The 18,455-nt window shown below is 34.9% G+C and carries 17 protein-coding genes and 1 other RNA gene; 3 read left to right on the top strand and 15 right to left on the bottom strand.

Annotation, left to right across the window (positions count from 1 at the left end; all coding sequences use genetic code 11):
- Window positions 1–170: 170 nt before the first annotated feature.
- From ssrS to AC4PID_RS13910, 4 genes are all read right to left on the bottom strand, one after another.
- Window positions 171–346, bottom strand: a non-coding RNA gene (ssrS, locus tag AC4PID_RS13925) — 6S RNA.
- 23 nt (window positions 347–369) lie between these two features.
- A complete protein-coding gene (locus AC4PID_RS13920; protein WP_492132601.1) occupies window positions 370–1,299 on the bottom strand; it encodes an RluA family pseudouridine synthase in 930 nt (309 codons plus the stop codon).
- An 81-nt stretch (window positions 1,300–1,380) separates the two neighbouring features.
- The gene (locus AC4PID_RS13915) at window positions 1,381–1,968 is read right to left on the bottom strand and encodes a hypothetical protein (RefSeq protein ID WP_492132600.1); all 588 of its coding nucleotides are present in this window, start codon (window positions 1,966–1,968) and stop codon (window positions 1,381–1,383) included.
- Window positions 1,965–2,996, bottom strand: a complete 1,032-nt coding sequence (locus AC4PID_RS13910) for a threonine aldolase family protein (RefSeq protein WP_492132599.1) — start codon at window positions 2,994–2,996, stop codon at window positions 1,965–1,967. Before AC4PID_RS13910 ends, AC4PID_RS13915 begins: the two co-directional genes overlap by 4 nt.
- 99 nt (window positions 2,997–3,095) lie before the next feature.
- Here AC4PID_RS13910 and ytvI point away from each other — a divergent pair, with 99 nt between their 5' ends.
- The gene (gene ytvI, locus AC4PID_RS13905) at window positions 3,096–4,172 is read left to right on the top strand and encodes a sporulation integral membrane protein YtvI (protein WP_492132598.1); all 1,077 of its coding nucleotides are present in this window, start codon (window positions 3,096–3,098) and stop codon (window positions 4,170–4,172) included.
- A gap of 154 nt (window positions 4,173–4,326) precedes the next feature.
- Window positions 4,327–6,228 (top strand): type I glutamate--ammonia ligase, encoded by a 1,902-nt coding sequence (locus AC4PID_RS13900; protein WP_492132597.1) that lies wholly within the window; start codon window positions 4,327–4,329, stop codon window positions 6,226–6,228.
- Between the two features lie 113 nt (window positions 6,229–6,341).
- Here AC4PID_RS13900 and AC4PID_RS13895 read toward each other — a convergent pair whose 3' ends face one another.
- From AC4PID_RS13895 to AC4PID_RS13855, 9 genes are all read right to left on the bottom strand, one after another.
- Window positions 6,342–7,592, bottom strand: a complete 1,251-nt coding sequence (locus tag AC4PID_RS13895; protein ID WP_492132596.1) for a DUF1015 domain-containing protein — start codon at window positions 7,590–7,592, stop codon at window positions 6,342–6,344.
- Window positions 7,593–7,623: 31 nt separating this feature from the next.
- The gene (locus AC4PID_RS13890; RefSeq protein WP_492132595.1) at window positions 7,624–8,538 is read right to left on the bottom strand and encodes a D-2-hydroxyacid dehydrogenase; all 915 of its coding nucleotides are present in this window, start codon (window positions 8,536–8,538) and stop codon (window positions 7,624–7,626) included.
- Between the two features lie 57 nt (window positions 8,539–8,595).
- Entirely contained in the window at window positions 8,596–9,666 is a 1,071-nt protein-coding gene (locus AC4PID_RS13885; protein WP_492132594.1) for a pyridoxal-phosphate-dependent aminotransferase family protein, read from the bottom strand.
- A gap of 266 nt (window positions 9,667–9,932) precedes the next feature.
- Window positions 9,933–10,772 (bottom strand): DegV family protein, encoded by an 840-nt coding sequence (locus AC4PID_RS13880; protein WP_492132593.1) that lies wholly within the window; start codon window positions 10,770–10,772, stop codon window positions 9,933–9,935.
- Between the two features lie 149 nt (window positions 10,773–10,921).
- Complete coding sequence (locus AC4PID_RS13875) at window positions 10,922–11,539, bottom strand: cyclodeaminase/cyclohydrolase family protein (protein ID WP_492132592.1); 618 nt, start codon at window positions 11,537–11,539, stop codon at window positions 10,922–10,924.
- A gap of 19 nt (window positions 11,540–11,558) precedes the next feature.
- Window positions 11,559–12,830 (bottom strand): imidazolonepropionase, encoded by a 1,272-nt coding sequence (gene hutI, locus AC4PID_RS13870; RefSeq protein ID WP_492132591.1) that lies wholly within the window; start codon window positions 12,828–12,830, stop codon window positions 11,559–11,561.
- A gap of 4 nt (window positions 12,831–12,834) precedes the next feature.
- The gene (ftcD, locus tag AC4PID_RS13865) at window positions 12,835–13,728 is read right to left on the bottom strand and encodes a glutamate formimidoyltransferase (protein ID WP_492132590.1); all 894 of its coding nucleotides are present in this window, start codon (window positions 13,726–13,728) and stop codon (window positions 12,835–12,837) included.
- Window positions 13,729–13,806: 78 nt separating this feature from the next.
- Window positions 13,807–14,763 (bottom strand): L-threonine 3-dehydrogenase, encoded by a 957-nt coding sequence (locus AC4PID_RS13860; RefSeq protein WP_492132589.1) that lies wholly within the window; start codon window positions 14,761–14,763, stop codon window positions 13,807–13,809.
- 161 nt (window positions 14,764–14,924) lie between these two features.
- A complete protein-coding gene (locus AC4PID_RS13855) occupies window positions 14,925–15,212 on the bottom strand; it encodes a DUF1294 domain-containing protein (protein WP_492132588.1) in 288 nt (95 codons plus the stop codon).
- A gap of 117 nt (window positions 15,213–15,329) precedes the next feature.
- Here AC4PID_RS13855 and AC4PID_RS13850 point away from each other — a divergent pair, with 117 nt between their 5' ends.
- Complete coding sequence (locus AC4PID_RS13850; RefSeq protein WP_492132587.1) at window positions 15,330–15,770, top strand: MgtC/SapB family protein; 441 nt, start codon at window positions 15,330–15,332, stop codon at window positions 15,768–15,770.
- Window positions 15,771–15,794: 24 nt separating this feature from the next.
- Here AC4PID_RS13850 and AC4PID_RS13845 read toward each other — a convergent pair whose 3' ends face one another.
- On the bottom strand, window positions 15,795–16,952 hold the full coding sequence (locus tag AC4PID_RS13845) for a hybrid sensor histidine kinase/response regulator (protein WP_492132586.1): 1,158 nt from the start codon (window positions 16,950–16,952) through the stop codon (window positions 15,795–15,797).
- 100 nt (window positions 16,953–17,052) lie between these two features.
- Window positions 17,053–18,444, bottom strand: coding sequence for an asparagine--tRNA ligase (gene asnS, locus AC4PID_RS13840; RefSeq protein WP_492132585.1), 1,392 nt, complete (start codon window positions 18,442–18,444; stop codon window positions 17,053–17,055).
- Between the last annotated feature and the right edge of the window lie 11 nt (window positions 18,445–18,455).

Below are 18,455 nucleotides of genomic sequence, written 5' to 3'. Positions count from 1 at the left end.
ATAAAATTAAATTAACAAATTCTTCACAATTCTATGACAAGATTCTTAAATTTTCATTAACGAGATCACTTAAAAATTATTCTAAATGTATTATGATGTAATTGGACATTTCATAAGTAAAAATTCTAAGATAAAACATAAAAAAGCCACGTAAACGTGGCTTAATTGTTATTTTATCCAGAATGCCGTCATCCCTAAAATCTCACACCACACCTTCACCAGGTGGGTGGACTATCTACTGGTTCTGACTTCTACCTAAAGCAGCTTGTCATACGCAGTGGAACACGTCTTCCCTATAAATAATCAGTGGTAAAATTTCAAAAGATGACCAACATTCCAGAAGCTTTTCTTAGACTTATTATACCCCTTTTATGCTTTATTATCAATCTTAATCTCTAAATTCAATTGATTCATCACAGAAATTATATCATCTGGTAGCTGACAAATTGCATCTATTCTTTCTGTAGATCTTGGAGGTCTAAACGACATCTGATAACAGTGCAATGCTTGCCGGTTGATTAAACTGCTCGGTTCACCATAAAGTGTATCACCAACAATTGCATGTCCAATATGTGAGAAATGTACTCTAATCTGATGGGTTCTACCTGTTTCAAGCTTTATTTTTACTAAACTATGTGTTTCTGTTGAGGTGACGACCTCATAATGCGTAACACATCTGAGACCAGAGTCTATAACGATTCGTTTGATATCTTCTTCCTTTTCACGATCAATTGGAAGATCAATGGTCCCCTTTAGCGGCGTTGGGATTCCCATCACTACTGCATAATACGTTTTATCAACTTCATCCGCCTGCATTTGCTCTGAAATAATTTGCTGGGCATATGCATTCTTTGCAATTAACACAATCCCTGAAGTATCTCGGTCCAATCGATTAATAAATCTGATTTTATAGTTTTCTCCAGTTTGATACTGATGATGAGACAATGCATTTGCAAGGGTTCCCTCAGGATGGCCCTTTGTCGGATGAACAACTAAAAATGGCTTTTTAGCCACTGCCATCATATCGCAATCCTCGTAGAGAATTTCAACCTCTATCGGATTTGGGTCAAACGTATTATCATCATGATCAAGCATCATGGTGATGATATCATTTTCATAAACCAGACGGTTGACAGAGCCACTTTTACCATTCAATAAAATATTCTTATGATTTTTACACTTGCGAATTAATCGACTGGATATGTTCATCGAAGTCGCCAAAACGTCAATCACTTTTAATCCTTCATCCTTCTTTTCAACCTGATAGGCAAGTCGCAATGTTTCTTTATTAACAAACATAAATTTTCCTTTATCGATTTAATGATTTTAAATAAGGTGATGACTTTAAAAAAGTAGTCACTTTTAAGTGACTACTTAAAGTTAAAAATTATATCGAAGTAATAAAATACTCTGTGTTTCCAGTTCCCTCAGTAGAATATAATGTCTGTATTTTGATTCTGCTATAGAACGCACTCTATTTTCATCCAATTTCTTATCAAATTCTACAATATCAACAGACACCTTTTTCCACCCACATCTGATAAGCTTTGCAATACCCTCTGTGTCGGCCATTTCCAAAGGCATTGACCCATAGACATTGCCATAAATAATTTCGTGTGCTTGCCAGAATTCATTATGTGCTTCAATAGCGCCTGATTCCATCAATTCTTCCGTGCGATCCCTTGAATATAGCTCTATTTCATTACCTTCATATATATTTTGAAAGTACATCGGCTTATATAAAAATTCTATAGTATTGATAATTCTATACTCTTTCGATTTAGATTGAACCGGTTGTATGACGATATCGTCCTCGTTAACATGCTGACTCCAATAATCGTTTTTTATTTGAGTGACGATATTTTTGATCATTCTAACAAACATATCCACTTCTTCTGGGTCATCACGTAACAAACAATCGCTTAGTCTCTCAACCGCTTCTTTCAAATCGTTTATTTGATAACTCATTTTGCCTCCAAGATCTGTTTGATTTCTGTGGCTAACTTATCAATGGCTTCGATTGGCGTCCAATAATTGGTGACAAATCTAAACTCCCCATCCTCTGAACCGTTGACTTTTATACCTGCAGTTAAGAGCTTATTTACAAATGCTTCTTCCGTCAAATGATTCAAACGAATTTTACAAAACACCATATTGATATCAAGTCGATCTTCTAAAACAGTAATGCCTTCAATCATGTTGAGCTTTTCGGCCAAGTACTTTGCACCTTCATGATCTTCTACAAGTCGTTCGACCATTGATTCTAAAGCAACAATTCCTGCGGCAGCAACAATGCCCGCCTGTCTTAAACCGCCACCCATCAGTTTTCTATTTTTACGCGCTCGATCAATAAAAGTTTTATCCCCCACTAACATTGAACCCATTGGGGCACATAGGCCTTTAGAAAGACAAAACATTACAGTGTCTGCATAACTAGCGATCTGACTCGCAGGAACACCTAAAACTTGTGCTGCATTAAATAGTCTAGCACCATCTAAGTGGACTGGAATTTTCTTCTGAGCTGCCAACTCATAAACAGCTTTCATCTCACTCAATTTAACTACAGCTCCAGAGGAATGTGCATTTTCAACACAAATTAATCCTGTGTCCGGATAATGAATATCGACTTCGCGAATCATGCGATTTATATCTTTAATTGACATAGAACCATTTACAGTAGGAACTTGTCTAAGCTGTACACCAGCAATTACAGATGCTGCGCCTACCTCATGCATAACGATATGGCAAGCATCTCCTACAATCACTTCATCGCCTCTTCTCGTATGCGTCAGCAATGCCAATTGGTTACCAAAAGTACCACTAGGCACGAATAGTGCAGCTTCTTTACCTAACAATTTGGCACTCATTTCCTCAAGTTTTGCTACTGTTGGGTCATCCCCATATACATCATCGCCAACAAGGGCCTGAGCCATAGCGTTTCTCATCTCATCTGTTGGCAAAGTCACTGTATCACTTCTAAAATCAAAATATTGCATAATCTTCACCTTCATATAATTATTTTGTGCCATTTGGGTTATAATATATATAATTATACCATAGCGCCGAAACTAAAAAAACACTTAAGGAGGACGCATATGAACGTGTTTGTATCTAAAATTTTATTTGTCATCGTCTTTACATCATTGGTCATAGCAAGTTTATGGCTTAGCGTAAGAGTGTTCTTTATTGCAATCCCCTTTATCATATCTTATCTGCTTTCAAAACCATTATCAAGATTTACTAGATGGCTTCATTCAAAAATAAGAATACCATTTGGTATTTTAACCTTATTTATTGTTCTATTATTTGTATCTGCATTTATCTTTATAATTTCATTTGCCGTCTACCAATTTGCAACTTCATTAAGTGGATTTTCATCTCACATTACTACTACTATAGATTCCATTCAATCACTCACAAGTAATTTGAGAGATATTGAGATTGATTTGCCATGGTTGGATCAACCATTATCACTTAACGATATGATATTGCAAGGGTATAATTTAATTTTTGAATCCCTATCAAGTATCACAAACTCAGTTGTAGATACTTTAATGAGTATCATCAAAACCATTCCTATCGTTTTGTTTTTCTTCTTCTTCTTGTTTATTTCACTCTACTTTTTTATTAAAGATCAGGATTGGGTAAATGAGATGTTAAAGAAAGGTTACTCAAAAATAAATTCATCATTCATGTTACTGTTACTAAAAAAGACTAAAGAAACGCTATTTAACTACGTTAAGGCTCAATTGATCTTAGTTAGCATTACTTTCACAATTTCTTTGATTGGTTTAACAATTCTGAAGATTCCATTTTCACCTTTAATTGCGTTTTTAATCGCCTTTGTTGATTTAATTCCAATGGTTGGACCTGCTTTTGTTTATATGCCATGGATTGGTTTTACCATACTAATTTCCGAATATTCAACAAGTTTTGGACTACTTGTCGCTTATTTAGTAACAACGCTTACGCGTCAGATTATTGAACCTAAAATTGTTAGTAGTAAGATAGGCACACATCCTCTTATTACGATAATTTCAATGTATACATGCTACAGAATATTTGGTGTCTTCGGGTTTATTCTCGGAGCAATTTTAGTTATGTTGGGCATTATAACCCTACAAACTTATAAAGAACTAAAGCAAAAAGACGAACATTCAACAAATTGTTGAACTTATTATAATTTTTGAATAACCCTGTTCGCATATTAAAACACAAGGAATGTAGAGATTTTTTGTGCAAATAAAATCTTTACATTTTTTTATGCCATGCTATAATAATTCATATAATCGATGTGTGTATACAATTTTACAAGGAGGCAATAAAATGCTATACGTCGTTAAGCCAGAAGACAAATCGCCAGCTAAACTAGCGGCACTTTTAAAGGAACATCCTGAAATTCAATTTTTATCATTATTAGCAGTAGACTTTGGTAACAACCATACAGATGAAAAAATTCCTGTAGATTTAGTTATTGATGATCTTGAAGATTTTTTAAAAGTGGGGATTCAAACGGATGGTTCATCTGTATATCTTCCTGAAATTGCTTCTATCAACAACGCTAAAGTTGATTTAATTCCTGATCTTGATGCCAACTGGGTAGTTGATTATAATTATGGTCATATTCTACCAAGTGGTAAACCTTGTGGTTCCCTTCTTATTCCAGCTTTCTTAGTACACGACGAGAATGAAGTATGTTCAAGAAGCGTACTCAAAAATGCAGTTGTAAACTTCAAAAATGAAATAATTGAATTGTTTAAAGAAAATCCTACATTAGTGAACGACTACGAAGGCATTACTTCTGCCGATGACATTGATGACGTCATTTTAACTAGTGCTACTGAGTTAGAATTTTGGGTTAAAACACCTGAATCTAAAACAGATATTGAAAAACTTGCCACTTCACAAAATTTAAAAGAACAATACTGGAAAAGAACTTATGGTCAAGTAAGAACTGCATTAGAAAAATCTCTAATGGATCTACAAAACTATGGTTTCGAACCAGAAATGGGCCATAAAGAAGTTGGTGGCGTTGCCTCAAAATTATCTGGTACAAACATTCACACATCAGTAATGGAACAACTTGAAATCGACTGGAAGTATGACAAAACACTTCTTGCTGCAGATAAAGAATTATTGGCTAAAGATATTATTAAAGATGCTTTTGAATCTTGCGGTTTAAGCGTTACTTTCCAAGCTAAACCTCTTGAAGGTGTTGCTGGAAGTGGCGAGCATCACCACATTGGCGCTGCACTTAAGCTTAAAAACGGTAAAATAATCAACTTATTTACTCCAATCGACATGACTAAAAATTATATGACAAAAGTTGGTTATGGCGCTTTGATGGGCATCTTAAAAAACTACGAAATCATCAATCCATTTGTTTCTTCTACAAATGATAGCTTAAATAGATTGAAACCTGGTTTTGAAGCACCAGTTTGTATCGTATCTTCTTTAGGTCACTCACCTGAGGTACCATCAAGAAACAGAACGGTATTAATTGGATTGGTTAGAGATATGGGTAGCAAATATGCAACTCGATTCGAATTAAGAGCACCAAATCCTAACTCTAACTCTTACCTTTTACTTGCTGCTGTATGTCAAGCTAGTTTACAAGGGATCAAAGCAACTTTAAAGAGTGGTTTAGAATTAGCTGCAATTGAGCAAGGCTTCAATAAAGGTTATGGCGAAAAACATTTCTATTTAGAAGAAAATCGCACATACAGAGCTGAAGAAGATGTATTTGAAGATTATTCTCCAGAAGAAAGAGATAAATTGTTTGGTATGCCTCCAAAAACAGTTTATGAAAACCTTCTTGCATTTGATCAAAATGCAGAAAAAGCACAAGTATTACTTGGTAACGATGTATTTACAGATAAAATCATTGCTTCATATAAATCATTTATGTTAAGCGAATGGTCAATTGAACTTAAAGATAGAATTATCCCAGATCACTTAAAAACGATAAGAAGATTAGTAAAGCTTCATACTGACGAAGAAATCACAGATTTGGATATCGTTAACTGGGAAAAAATTAAGACACTCAAACATTATTTAATGAAGGATTCTCTCGATACGAAATCACTTTTCACACGTATCAGAGAAGCTTTAGCTGACGGCAATTACTCACTTGCTTCACTTCTTCAAATTGAAATGAACGCACAAATGACTGCCCTCACAAAAATGTATTTAGATTATAGACGCAATCTCCTCATTATCAGTGAATAACCATAAAATCCCATCTCACTCCTATTCTTATTTCAAAGGGAAAAGGCTCAAGCATACGCTTGAGCCTTTTCCTTTTTTCATCTCATTCTCTCTTATTTCAAGTCGAAATTAACTTACTCACCAAGTTTATGAACGAATAACCCACTTCTCAATTTTGGCTCGAACCAAGTTGATTTTGGTGGCATTACTTCACCAGCATTAGCGATATCAATTAAATCATCCATAGTTGTTGGATACATTGAGAACGCCACTGCAAAACCTTCATTTACTCTTCTTTCTAACTCGCCTAAACCTCTAATACCACCAACGAAGTCGATTCTATCATCCGTTCTTGGGTTTTCTATACCCAAGATTGGTTGTAGTAGATTCTTTTGTAAAATAGATACATCTAATCTATCAATTGGATCATTTGCATCATAAGTACCAGGTTTTGCTGTTAATTTGTACCAAGCACCATCAAGATACATCCCGAATGTTGCTCTGCTCATCGGTTTAAATGGACCCTCTTGAGTCGCTAACTCGTATTCGAATTTTTCACTTACTGCTTTTAAGAAAGCATCTTTGTCATTACCATTAAGATCTTTAACGATTCTGTTGTAATCCATGATGAACAAATCTTCATCTGGGAAAATTACTGCCATGAAATAGTTAAATTCTTCTGAACCATCATAATTAGGATACTCTTCTCTACGCTTTAAGCCCACTTTTACTGAAGAAGCTGATCTGTGGTGGCCATCTGCGATATATAAATAATCAATGCCATTGAATATTTCATGAATTCTACTTACCAATGCTTGATCATCTAATTTCCAGAAAATATGTGTGATTGCATCTTCTGATGTAAAGTTATAGATCGGCATATGGAATTTAATCCAATCATTAACGATTTGATTGATCTCGTCATTTTTTCTATACGTTAAAAATACTGGCTCAGTATTTGCATCACAATAATCAAAATTGTTAATTCTATCTACTTCTTTAGCAGGACGTGTAAACTCATGCTTTTTGATGATATCATTCATATAATCATCAATAGAAGTACATGCAACGATACCAGTTTGAACTCTGCCGTTCATTAATTGACGATAAATGTAGTAAATTGGCTCAGGATCTTGTGACATGATGCCTTCAGCAACAAACTTGTCTAAATTTTTGCGTGCTGTTTCATAAACCAACTTGTCATAATCACCAACTGAATCTGGTAAATCGATTTCAGAACGAACGATGTGTAAATAAGAATTTGGATTACCTTCAGCCATTTGTTTTGCTTCTTTACGATTCATTACATCATAAGGTAAGCAAGCTACTTGTTCAGCTAACTCTTGTTTTGGTACAATTCCTTTAAAAGGTCTAACAACTGCCACAATATACCTCCAAAATTTAAATTATCTCAAACTATAAGTTAAAATGCGCTTTGATTACAGAAATCGTTTCATCCCCAATTCTCTCTTGTGCTTCTCCAGTTGATGCGCCTATATGAGGTGTACAAGAAACCTTAGGATGGTTGATTAACTCAAGATTTTTAGTTGGCTCTTCTTCAAAAACATCGATACCTGCGCCTGCTACTTTACCTGAATTCAATGCATCAAGTAAATCCTTTTCACAAACAACACCACCACGAGCAGTATTAATAATGTAAACGCCATCTTTCATCATATCGAATTGTTCTTTTTTAAGTGTTGCGCCAACATTTTTATCAAACGGAATGTGTAGTGAGATAAAATCGGAAGCCTTTAAAAGGTCTTCCATAGACTTATACTCAAATTCAGGGTATTCAGCCAATTTACCTCGTCTATTTGTATATATAACATTCATTCCAAGCGCTCTAGCTCTTACAGCTACTTCATGAGAGATTCTTCCCATACCAATTAAGCCAAGCGTTTTGCCAGATAGCTCTATTCCTGAATATTTGTTTTTATTCCATTCACCATTTCTCATCGTCACGTTAGCGATGTGAATGAATCTTGCCAATGTAAACATGTGTCCAATCGCAAGCTCAGCAACAGCAGCACTTGAAGAGTTTGGCGTATTCTTTACTGTAAAGCCCTGTTCAGTAGCATAGACATGATCAATGTTATCGATACCAACACCAGCTCTGATCATCAATTTAAGACGACTGCCTTTTAATTGATCAATTAAATCTTTTCTAATTTTTGTAGCTGAACGAATAACGATAACGTCAGTATCTTTTAAAACTTCAACTAATGTATCACCATCATAGTGATTTGTATCTACGACATGACCCAATCCAACAAGTGCGTCAACTGCACTTTTATCCATACCATCGTTTGCTAAAATTTTTAAAACCATGAGACCCCTCTCCTTCATAAGACAGGGCAATTGTTGTCAATTGCCCTAGAATGATAATTATAAGCCAAGAATTTCTTCAATAACAGATAATAAAGTCTTAAGTTCTTCAACTTGTGTATCAGCCATATGTGCAATTCTAAACGTTACATCTTTAAGTTTACCGTAACCATTAGAGATCATATAACCGCGTTTAGCAAGTTCTTTATTTAGATCAGATACACTGATGCCTTTTGTATTTCTTATTGTTGTAAGTGTATTTGAAGCATATTTTTCTTCAGCTAACATTTCAAAGTGTTTGTTTGCCCATTCTCTTGTGATTTTAGCCATTTCAAGATGTCTAGCGAATCTGTTTTCTTGACCTTCTGCTAAAATGTTGTCTAATTGATAATCAAGAGCAAACATATGAGATAAAGAAGGTGTAGAAGGATATTGGTAATCTTTATCTTGAATATATTGATAGATTTCAAGTAAATCGAAGTATAAACCTCTGTGTTCAACTTGTTCTGCAGCTGCTTTTGCTTTCTCAGAGAAAGTACAAATCGCCATACCTGCTGGTAAGCCTAAACATTTTTGAGTTGATGTAATACAAATATCCACACCAAGCTTATCGACTTCAATTTTTGTACCACCAAGTGAAGAAACTGTATCTAAGCAGAAAATCACTTCAGGGTATTTTTTTACTACTTCTGCGATTTCATCAACTGGATTCATAATACCGGTTGATGTTTCGTTATGTGTAATGGTGATTAAATCGTATTTTCCAGTTGCCAATGCTTCTTCTACCATCTCAGGAGTTGTCGGTTGACCAAGCTCCGATTTGAAGATATCTGCAGGAACATTATTTGAGGTAGCCATTTTATACCATCTATCCCCAAACGCACCAACAGAAAAAATTGCAGCTCTTTTACGTGTACAAGATCTAACTGCGCCTTCCATTAATCCACTACCTGAAGATGTTGAAAGTAGGATTTCACTTTCTGTGTACATTAATTTTTTAAGCTTATCAGAAATACCTCTTTGTAAAGCTGATGCTTCTTTTGTTCTATGACCGATTTGTGGTGTTGCCATTTTCAAAAGAACATCTTCTCTAACGTCTACAGGACCTGGAATAAACAATTTCTTATGCATTCAAATCACCTCAAAATTATTATTTAAATCAAGTTTATCATATCATTTAATAGGTTGAATAACAATATTTGTCCCACTAAGTTTTCCCCAAAATCTTTTAAATTTATTTCATATATTCAATTTTTTTTGCAATTTGACATCATTTTAACAAATTCTGGTATAAAAATATTTTTTGATATATCGATAAGTATTCTTCCTTCTTTTCAAAAAATGAAAAAGACCAATCGAATCTTAAATAATCCAACTGGCCTTCTACGAATCATTAATTAAAACGCTACAATAATACCTTTTTTATCCGCATACATAGAGGATAAACCAGCACATTTTACATTGACAACTTCCTCTACACAATCCATCTTAGAAATTTCTTCTTCAATTTGATCTGCACGCTCAGGGTTACCTACATGCGTAATTGCTACAATTTTTTTCCCATTCTTTATAAGTTCTTGTTGCATAATTTCAATCAATCTCGAATAGGCTTTATTTGTATTTCTAACCTTTTCAATCAATTTAATTTCACCATGTCCATCGCTTCCCATAATTGGCAAAATGTTTAATGTAGAGGCAATTAAGCCCTTCCATTTGGATATTCTACCGTTCTTAATAAGATTATCAAGGCTCTCAGATATAAATATAACGCGCATATCGCTGATAAAATCCGTCATTTGCTCAATTAGCTTCTCAGTAGAATAACCTAAATTTTTAAACTCATATATTTTTCTCGCAATGAGTGTTTCACCAGCGGCTGCACCAAGAGAGTCAAAAATATGAATTAATTTTTTTGTAGGATTCTCTGAATCGTATATATTCTTAGCTAACATTGCACTATTATATGTTCCACTTAATTTAGAAGATATGGTTACGATAAAAATTTCATCGTCATCGCCGTCAAAATGTGCTAAAAAATCATTGGGTGATGGACACGCTGACTTAGGCGTATTCTCTGATTTTTTCATATCTGAAATAAATTGATCTACATCAAGTGATGCATCATCAACATACTCATTTCCATCAATCATTAATTTAAAAGGCACTATCGTAACTGGATATTTTTCTTGGAATGCTTGATCCACATCCGTACTGCTATCTCCTATCACTTTAAACATCAAATCATCTCCTAAGGGTTAATATCTACATTATACTGTATAGACAACTGTTTTACAAATAAAAGTAACACCAGAAAGGTCTCCCTCTCTGGTGTTCATATATATTTCCTTATTTGGATAAAACTAAACAGATTTGTACAATTCTTAACTTATAAAGTTGATAGGCTAAGAACGCGTTTCTCTTCAGAAATCGCTTTTTCTTCCAAAGCTTTTACTTTAGATGTCATGTCAGATACGTAGGTTTCGTCCTTAATACTACCCAAGTTAATCTTTACATTGTATAACGCTGAAAGAATTGCAGTTCTTGCCATCATAGCAGCAACCAATGCATCAGTTTGCGCATTTTGATTGCCATTTTCCACTAAGAACGCAAGATCATCAAATAACTCAGACGTTTTTTCAGCAACTTCAAAAGGAACAGATGCAGCATATTTCATACCCTCTTGAATCATTTGAGTTCTGTGTGCTTTTTCTTCATCAGTTTCTTTAGGCAATTTAAAAGCTTTCATAACACTATCGAATGAAGTTGCGTCTTTGTCAATCATATCTACAAAATAGACTTTATGATTGCTCATTCTAACAGCAACAGCTTGCATTTCATCATTGACAGCCTCATAATTCTTTTTGCCAACGGTTAAATTTGCAACCATAGCACCTAGAGCAACAGAAAGTGCAGATGACAATGCAGCTACACTGCCACCACCAGGTACTGGTTCGTTAGATTCTAATTGATTAAGAAACGCTTGTAATCCAAGTTCTTTTAACATTATTCCTCCTAAGAAGTGCTTAAAGTGGTTTATTGTTTTCTTTATCTAAAATTAAAACGCCATTTTTTATAACTTTTTCAACGGTACTCACACCGATATGATATGGTAAAAATTTATACGATGGGAACTCATGAACTACTAAATCCGCTTTTTTACCAATATCGATACTGCCAACTTGATCAGCACGATCAACTGCAGCAGCGCCATTTATGGTTAAAGCTGTTATGGTTTCTTCAATTGTCATTCCCATTTGATTTGTAGCAAGAGCAATTAAAAGAGGAATTGACTCTGTAAAGCAACTTCCAGGATTAAAGTCAGTTGCAAGAGCAACCACTAAGCCTTGGTCTATCATGTGGCGTACGCGTGCATAAGATTCCTTAAGTGAAAATGCTGTACAAGGTAAAACAGTCGCAACCACTCCAGCCTCTTTCATAGCGTTAATACCTTCATCAGACGCTTGGAGCAAATGATCAGCAGATATTGCACCTAATTCAGCAGCAAGTTCAGCGCCACCGAGTCTCACAATTTCATCAGCATGTACCTTTAATTTAAACCCTCTCTTTTGAGCAGCTAATAAAAACCTTCTAGACTGTTCAACTGAAAATACATTTTCCTCACAGAAAATATCAGCGAACTCAGCTAGTCCTCTTTGATCCACGATTGGTAATACGTCGTCAATCATAAAATCGATAAATTTATCAGGCTCTTGCTTGTATTCAGCAGGACGCGCATGAGGTCCTAAAAAAGTTGTAATAATATCGAGAGAATGTATTTTACTTAACTCTTTCATTACTTCTAATTGTTTGATTTCAGTATCTAAGTCTAGACCGTATCCACTTTTGCCTTCAACCGTTGTAACACCAAAACCAGCCATTGAGTTCAATCGACGAATGCCTAATGAAATCAACTCTTCTTTAGTCGTTTCTTTTGTGCCTTTTACCGAATTAATAATACCACCACCGCGATTCATGATTTCCATATATGAAACACCATTCAAACGCCAGTTATATTCATCAGCTCGATAGCCACCGAAGATAAAATGTGTATGTGAATCAACAAATCCAGGTAAAACACATTTATCGGTTGCATCAATCAATGCAAACTCTTTTTCTCTGTAGTAATCAAGGTCTAAAACATCATCAGTAATTTTGGTAATTATGCCGTCCTCTACGACGATAGACGCATTCTTAATTACCTTTAAATCTTGCATTTGATCTCCTGCTTTTCCTTTAAATCCGCTACATGTAACGACTTCAGATGCGTTATAGATCACTATGCTTCCTTTTTTCATGAATTTACTCCATTATTCTTTTTTCTAATACTTGCTCATATGAGAAATTTTCAATTCCAAGATAATATTCAGAAGTAGCTAATAGTGCATCCATCGGAACAAGTCCAATGATTTCACTTCCAACTATTGAAACGCCATATCTTTGAGCTTCAATACGAATTAATTCAAACGCTCTATACAATGGTGTTTTTGTGAAATCCGTCATATTCATAGAAATTTGTACAATCCCTCTTTCTTCAAGAGCGATGCCAAGTGCTTTACAATATCTTAAGCCACCGCTAAGATGTCTTACATTTTTTGCGATTTTATTAGCGATTTCAATATCATTTGTGTTTAAGTTTACGTTGAATGCAACTAGTGGCATTCTTGCACCTATTGCTGTAATTCCAGCTGTAGGATGAATATCAGTTCCAAAATCAGGTGTCCATTCTGGATCCTTAACTTTTTCAGACATACCTTCAAATTGACCTTTTCTTACCGTTGCAAGATTTTCTCTGTCAGATTTTGAAGCTGATTTTTCATATAAAAAGCTTGGCACACCAAATTTATTATATACAGTTTCAGCCACTTCTTTAGAAAGTTTAATACATTCTTCCATAGAAGCATTTTTGATTGGGATAAATGGGATAACATCTGTTGCACCCATTCTTGGATGTTGACCTTCATGCTTCGTCATATCAATTAACTCTGTTGCAATGCCAACTGCTTCAACAACAGCATTTTTCAATGCTTCATACTCACCTACTACAGTTACAACCAATCTGTTATGATCTTCATCGTTGCTGTAATCTAATAATTTTACATTTTGTTTTCCTCTAAAAGGAGATACAATTTTATCGATTTTATCAAGGTCACGGCCTTCGCTAAAGTTAGGAACACATTGAATAATTTGATGCATAATAACCTCCAAAAGTTTGATGGTATGATTATACTGAAAAGACGTCTATTTTACGCCCATCATATTGAATCCTACGGATTATTTAATGTCTAATTTAATCGTTAACTTCTCAATCATATCTGCTGTCATTTTTTCTAAATCAAACTTAGGATTCCAACCCCACTCGGCTCTTGCACAAGAATCATCAAGCGAATTTGGCCATGAATTTGCAATTTTTTGTTTTACTTCATCTATACCATAATCCATTTCAAATTCTGGAATATGTTTTTGTATTGCTTTTTTAATATCTTCTGGACAAAAACTCATCGCAGTAATATTAAATGCATTTCTATGAATAAGCTTTGAACCATCTGCTTCACAAAGCTGTATAATCGATTCAATCGCATCCGGCATATACATCATGTCCATATACGTATCAGCTGCTAGGTTACAAGTAAATTTCTTGTTTTTAAGTGCTTCATAATAAATGTGAACAGCATAGTCAGTAGTACCACCACCTGGTAATGCGCTATAAGAAATTAATCCAGGGAATCTCACACCTCTTGTATCTACACCAAATTTATTGAAATAGTAATCGCAGAGTAACTCACCCGCAACTTTTGAAACGCCATAAATAGTTGTCGGTCTTTGAATTGTATCTTGTGGTGTTAAGTCAGCTGGTGTTGAAGGGCCAAAGGCAGCTATTGAACTAGGCGTAAAGACCATAGCACCCGTCTCTCTTGCTACTTCTAAACAATTATAGAGCCCGTTCATATTAACATCCCATAAAAGTTGCGGATTTTTCTCACCTACTGCAGATAATAAAGCAGCTAGATTCATAATTGTATCGATTTCATATTTCTTAACGAGTTCTAACATACGATCGTAATCTGTTACGTTCAATTCTTCAAATATACCATCGTTTTCAACTGTTTCACTACTACCTCTACGGATATTTGTAGCAACGACATTTTCAACTCCATAAAGTTTTCTCAAGGTATGTGTCAGTTCTGTTCCAATCTGACCACAAGCTCCTGTAATCAATATTTTTTTCATTTAGCGCTCCCCTTATAAAAATATTTGAAACCTTAAAAACAATTCACCAACTCTATTTTACATGATTGTTACATTGAGTGAAATAAATCTTTTCTTAAATTGTTTTAACATTTAGATTCAAGTCATTGCATTAGAATGGATTCATCACAAAGCTGTACTGACTACACATATATGATATGGTCAGACGCAATAAAATAACCTAAAATAATCAAACAAATTAATATACTAAACAACCCAATCCATCTAAACCGAGGTTTTGAAAGCTTATGCTTTCCAATAATCATCCCAAGCACCATACCAATGCCACCACCTAAAAAAGCATGCATTAATAAAAAGTTTTCGGAAATTCGCCACTTCCCTTTTATAGCATAACTTTTATCCAGTAACATGGAGATAAATGCAGACAGATTAATTAAACCAACAATAAGAGTGATGCTCTTAAAAAACATAATGCCTCCAATAAAACTCTCCTTAATAATACTCTTATTATAATGTATAATGTAAGAAATATCTTGTTTTTTAAGTAAGCTTCATATTTTCACCCTATCAATCAAAAAGAGGTTAATATGACACTAGAAATTGAAAGTATTATTAAATTATTAGTAGCCGTATTGGTTGGCGGATTAATTGGTCTAGAGCGAGAATCAGTCAGACGTCCAGCAGGTTTTAGAACTCATATCTTAGTCTGTGTGGCAAGTGCCCTAATCATGGATATGAATCTTCTAGTAGCAAAAGAATTTGTTAATGCTGATCCCATGAGGCTCGGTGCTCAGGTCATTAGCGGTATGGGTTTCTTAGGTGCCGGTACCATACTAAAAGAAGGTGCAACGGTTAGTGGTTTAACTACCGCTGCTGGACTTTGGGCTGTCGCGTGTCTAGGATTGGTCATTGGCGCAGGATATTATCTTCTTGCGGTATTTGCAGCACTACTAATGTTACTGACACTGAAAACGTTCAGCCAGCTAGAAAGAAAATACTCAGGTAGAAAAAAACCACCTAAAGCATAAACAGAGGATAGATGATTCTATCCTCTATTTTCTTATAAAAGCGACACTCACGCGTGTTGTATTTTCAAGTTGTTCCAACTCAATATTTCCACCAAGCTTGTTCACGATAATATCGTAAGCGATGCTGAGACCTAAACCCATGTGATGTTGCCTTGATTTTGTTGTAAAGAATGGTTCAAAGACTCGACTTGTCGCTTCACCGATTACAGGTTCTCCATTATCTTCAACGATCAAGAACACAGTTCCACTGTTACTAAAAGTCTTGATTTCAATCCTACTTCGAGGTAACTCTTTAACTGCTTCAATTGCATTCTCTACGATATACTTTATTGCCTGTTTTAACATTAAGGGGTTACAATATACCATTTGCTCTTCCCTATAATCTCTAACAAGCTCACTGATATTGGTCAATTCTCTGCTCATCAAATAAACAACTTCATCTACCAGATCCCCAAGTGTCACATAAATAAAGCCGCCATGTTCTTCCTCATCAAAATATGTCTTAATGGCATTAATTCTCTTTTGAACACTTCCGAGCTGTTTTTCAATATTCTCTACTGATTTATAGCTTATCTCTAAAGGCTGTGAAAGTTGATTTAATTCATCTCTTAAATGATTCAATTCTAGGAGTGAATTACCAATTGGTTTTTCTATTTCTTCTGATAGGTTTTTCAGTAGACTTCCAATAGCAGTTATTTTTTCTTTTTCAACAACATAGCTTTGCGTATCCTTCAATGATTGGTTGATCCGTTTGAGTTCAACATTTTGATTTTCAAGTAAATTTAATGCTTTATTTAATCTAGAGTCTTTTTCAACCGAACTAATAATCGCTTGGACCCTCACTGAAAATTCAAGTGCATTAAAAGGTGTCCTAATAAAATCTTTGGCACCTAGTTCAAAGCATTCCTTTAATATTTCTAAATCCTCCACCTTTGTCACCATGATTACTTGAGTTTGTGCCATCAAAGCCATCTCGTTCATAACCTTTAATACATCTATTCCCGACATACCTGGCATGACTAGATCTAACAAGACAACACTAACTTCCGTATTTCTCAAAATTTCCACAGCTTCCTCGCCACTTGAAGCTTTTAGAATGAAGTGATCTCCTTGGAGTTGGTGTAATATATCTTCGATTAATTTAACATTCAATCGACTATCATCAACAATTAGTATATTCATGTAAGCCTCCTTAACTGTTGCATATATACCCAAGTTATCCTTTGAAAATCAAAGGAGCTGTAGCACAACTACACAAATAGTCACGCCACAGCTCCACTTCTTAAAATTCTGCGTTCTTTACTGTTCTTGGGAAAGGAACAACATCTCTGATATTTCCCATACCAGTTAAATACATAATCATTCTTTCAAAACCCAGACCATAACCAGCATGTCTAGTTGTACCAAACTTTCTAAGTTCTAAATACCACCAGTAATCCGATTCGTGTAAGCCTAGCTCTTTAACTCTTTCAAGTAAAAGATCCAAACGCTCTTCCCTTTGTGAACCACCGATTAGCTCGCCAACACCTGGAACTAGTAAATCCATTGCAGCAACGGTTTTTTGGTCTTCGTTCATTCTCATGTAGAATGACTTAATCTCTTTTGGATAATTTATAACAAAGACTGGTCTGTTATAAATCACTTCTGTTAAATATCTTTCATGCTCAGTTTGTAAATCAGCACCCCAGAATACTGGATATTCAAATTCTTCACCAGATTTTATCAATGCGTCAACCGCTTCTGTGTACGTCACTTTGCCAAAATCCGAATTAAGTACATGAGTTAATCTCTCTAATAAACCTTGATCGATTCTTTCATTGAAAAATTTCATTTCTTCAGGACAAGTTTCCAAAACATATGCAATGATATATTTAACCATATCTTCAGCCAAAGCCATATTGTCATTTAAGTCAGCAAAAGCAATTTCAGGCTCGATCATCCAGAATTCTGCAGCATGTCTTTTCGTATTTGAATTTTCAGCTCTAAAAGTTGGTCCAAATGTATAAACATCTCTAAATGCAAGTGCAAATGTTTCCGCTTCAAGCTGACCACTTACAGTTAAATTGGTTTCTTTACCAAAGAAATCTAAAGTTGTATCAATTGCACCTTCCTCAGTTTTAGGTAAGTCATTGAAATCTAAAGTCGTAACTCTAAACATTTGGCCTGCGCCTTCCGCATCACTACCTGTAATAATTGGTGTATGAACGTAGACAAAGCCTCTATCTTGAAAAAACTTATGGATGGCATATGCTGCTGCGGATCTAACTCTAAATACAGCTGAGAATGTGTTACTTCTTGGTCTAAGATGCGCAATCGTTCTAAGATATTCCATTGTGTGTCTTTTCTTTTGAAGTGGGTAATCTGCACTTGAGTATCCCTCCACAACAATTTCAGTCGCTTTCAGCTCAAATGGTTGTTTGGCATTTGGCGTTTCCACTAGGGTTCCTTTAATGATCAATGCAGAAGATATTGCACATTTCTCTATATCTTGAAAATTCTCAAGTGTATCATCATATACAACTTGTAAATTATTAAAGTACGTTCCGTCATTTAACTCAATAAATGCAAATGTTTTTGAACTTCTAGAGGTTCTAATCCAACCTGAAACCTGTAATTCCTTACCAACATACTCCGAAGGCTTGAGAAATAATTCTCTAATAACGGTATTTTTCATATTTTCCTCCA

This window comes from Fusibacter sp. QWL-12 (assembly GCF_058683495.1).
Note: the sequence above shows the minus strand (reverse complement) of the source record. Positions and strands in the feature narration are given on the sequence as shown.

Bases quoted from the DNA above. Each gene is read 5' to 3' on its own strand.
- AC4PID_RS13920 (WP_492132601.1), bottom strand. From the start codon at position 1,299: ATGTTTGTTAATAAAGAAACATTGCGACTTGCCTATCAGGTTGAAAAG.
- AC4PID_RS13915 (WP_492132600.1), bottom strand. From the start codon at position 1,968: ATGAGTTATCAAATAAACGATTTGAAAGAAGCGGTTGAGAGACTAAGC.
- AC4PID_RS13910 (WP_492132599.1), bottom strand. From the start codon at position 2,996: ATGCAATATTTTGATTTTAGAAGTGATACAGTGACTTTGCCAACAGAT.
- ytvI (WP_492132598.1), top strand. From the start codon at position 3,096: ATGAACGTGTTTGTATCTAAAATTTTATTTGTCATCGTCTTTACATCA.
- AC4PID_RS13900 (WP_492132597.1), top strand. From the start codon at position 4,327: ATGCTATACGTCGTTAAGCCAGAAGACAAATCGCCAGCTAAACTAGCG.
- AC4PID_RS13890 (WP_492132595.1), bottom strand. From the start codon at position 8,538: ATGGTTTTAAAAATTTTAGCAAACGATGGTATGGATAAAAGTGCAGTT.
- AC4PID_RS13885 (WP_492132594.1), bottom strand. From the start codon at position 9,666: ATGCATAAGAAATTGTTTATTCCAGGTCCTGTAGACGTTAGAGAAGAT.
- AC4PID_RS13880 (WP_492132593.1), bottom strand. From the start codon at position 10,772: ATGTTTAAAGTGATAGGAGATAGCAGTACGGATGTGGATCAAGCATTC.
- AC4PID_RS13875 (WP_492132592.1), bottom strand. From the start codon at position 11,539: ATGTTAAAAGAACTTGGATTACAAGCGTTTCTTAATCAATTAGAATCT.
- hutI (WP_492132591.1), bottom strand. From the start codon at position 12,830: ATGAAAAAAGGAAGCATAGTGATCTATAACGCATCTGAAGTCGTTACA.
- ftcD (WP_492132590.1), bottom strand. From the start codon at position 13,728: ATGCATCAAATTATTCAATGTGTTCCTAACTTTAGCGAAGGCCGTGAC.
- AC4PID_RS13860 (WP_492132589.1), bottom strand. From the start codon at position 14,763: ATGAAAAAAATATTGATTACAGGAGCTTGTGGTCAGATTGGAACAGAA.
- AC4PID_RS13855 (WP_492132588.1), bottom strand. From the start codon at position 15,212: ATGTTTTTTAAGAGCATCACTCTTATTGTTGGTTTAATTAATCTGTCT.
- AC4PID_RS13850 (WP_492132587.1), top strand. From the start codon at position 15,330: ATGACACTAGAAATTGAAAGTATTATTAAATTATTAGTAGCCGTATTG.
- AC4PID_RS13845 (WP_492132586.1), bottom strand. From the start codon at position 16,952: ATGAATATACTAATTGTTGATGATAGTCGATTGAATGTTAAATTAATC.
- asnS (WP_492132585.1), bottom strand. From the start codon at position 18,444: ATGAAAAATACCGTTATTAGAGAATTATTTCTCAAGCCTTCGGAGTAT.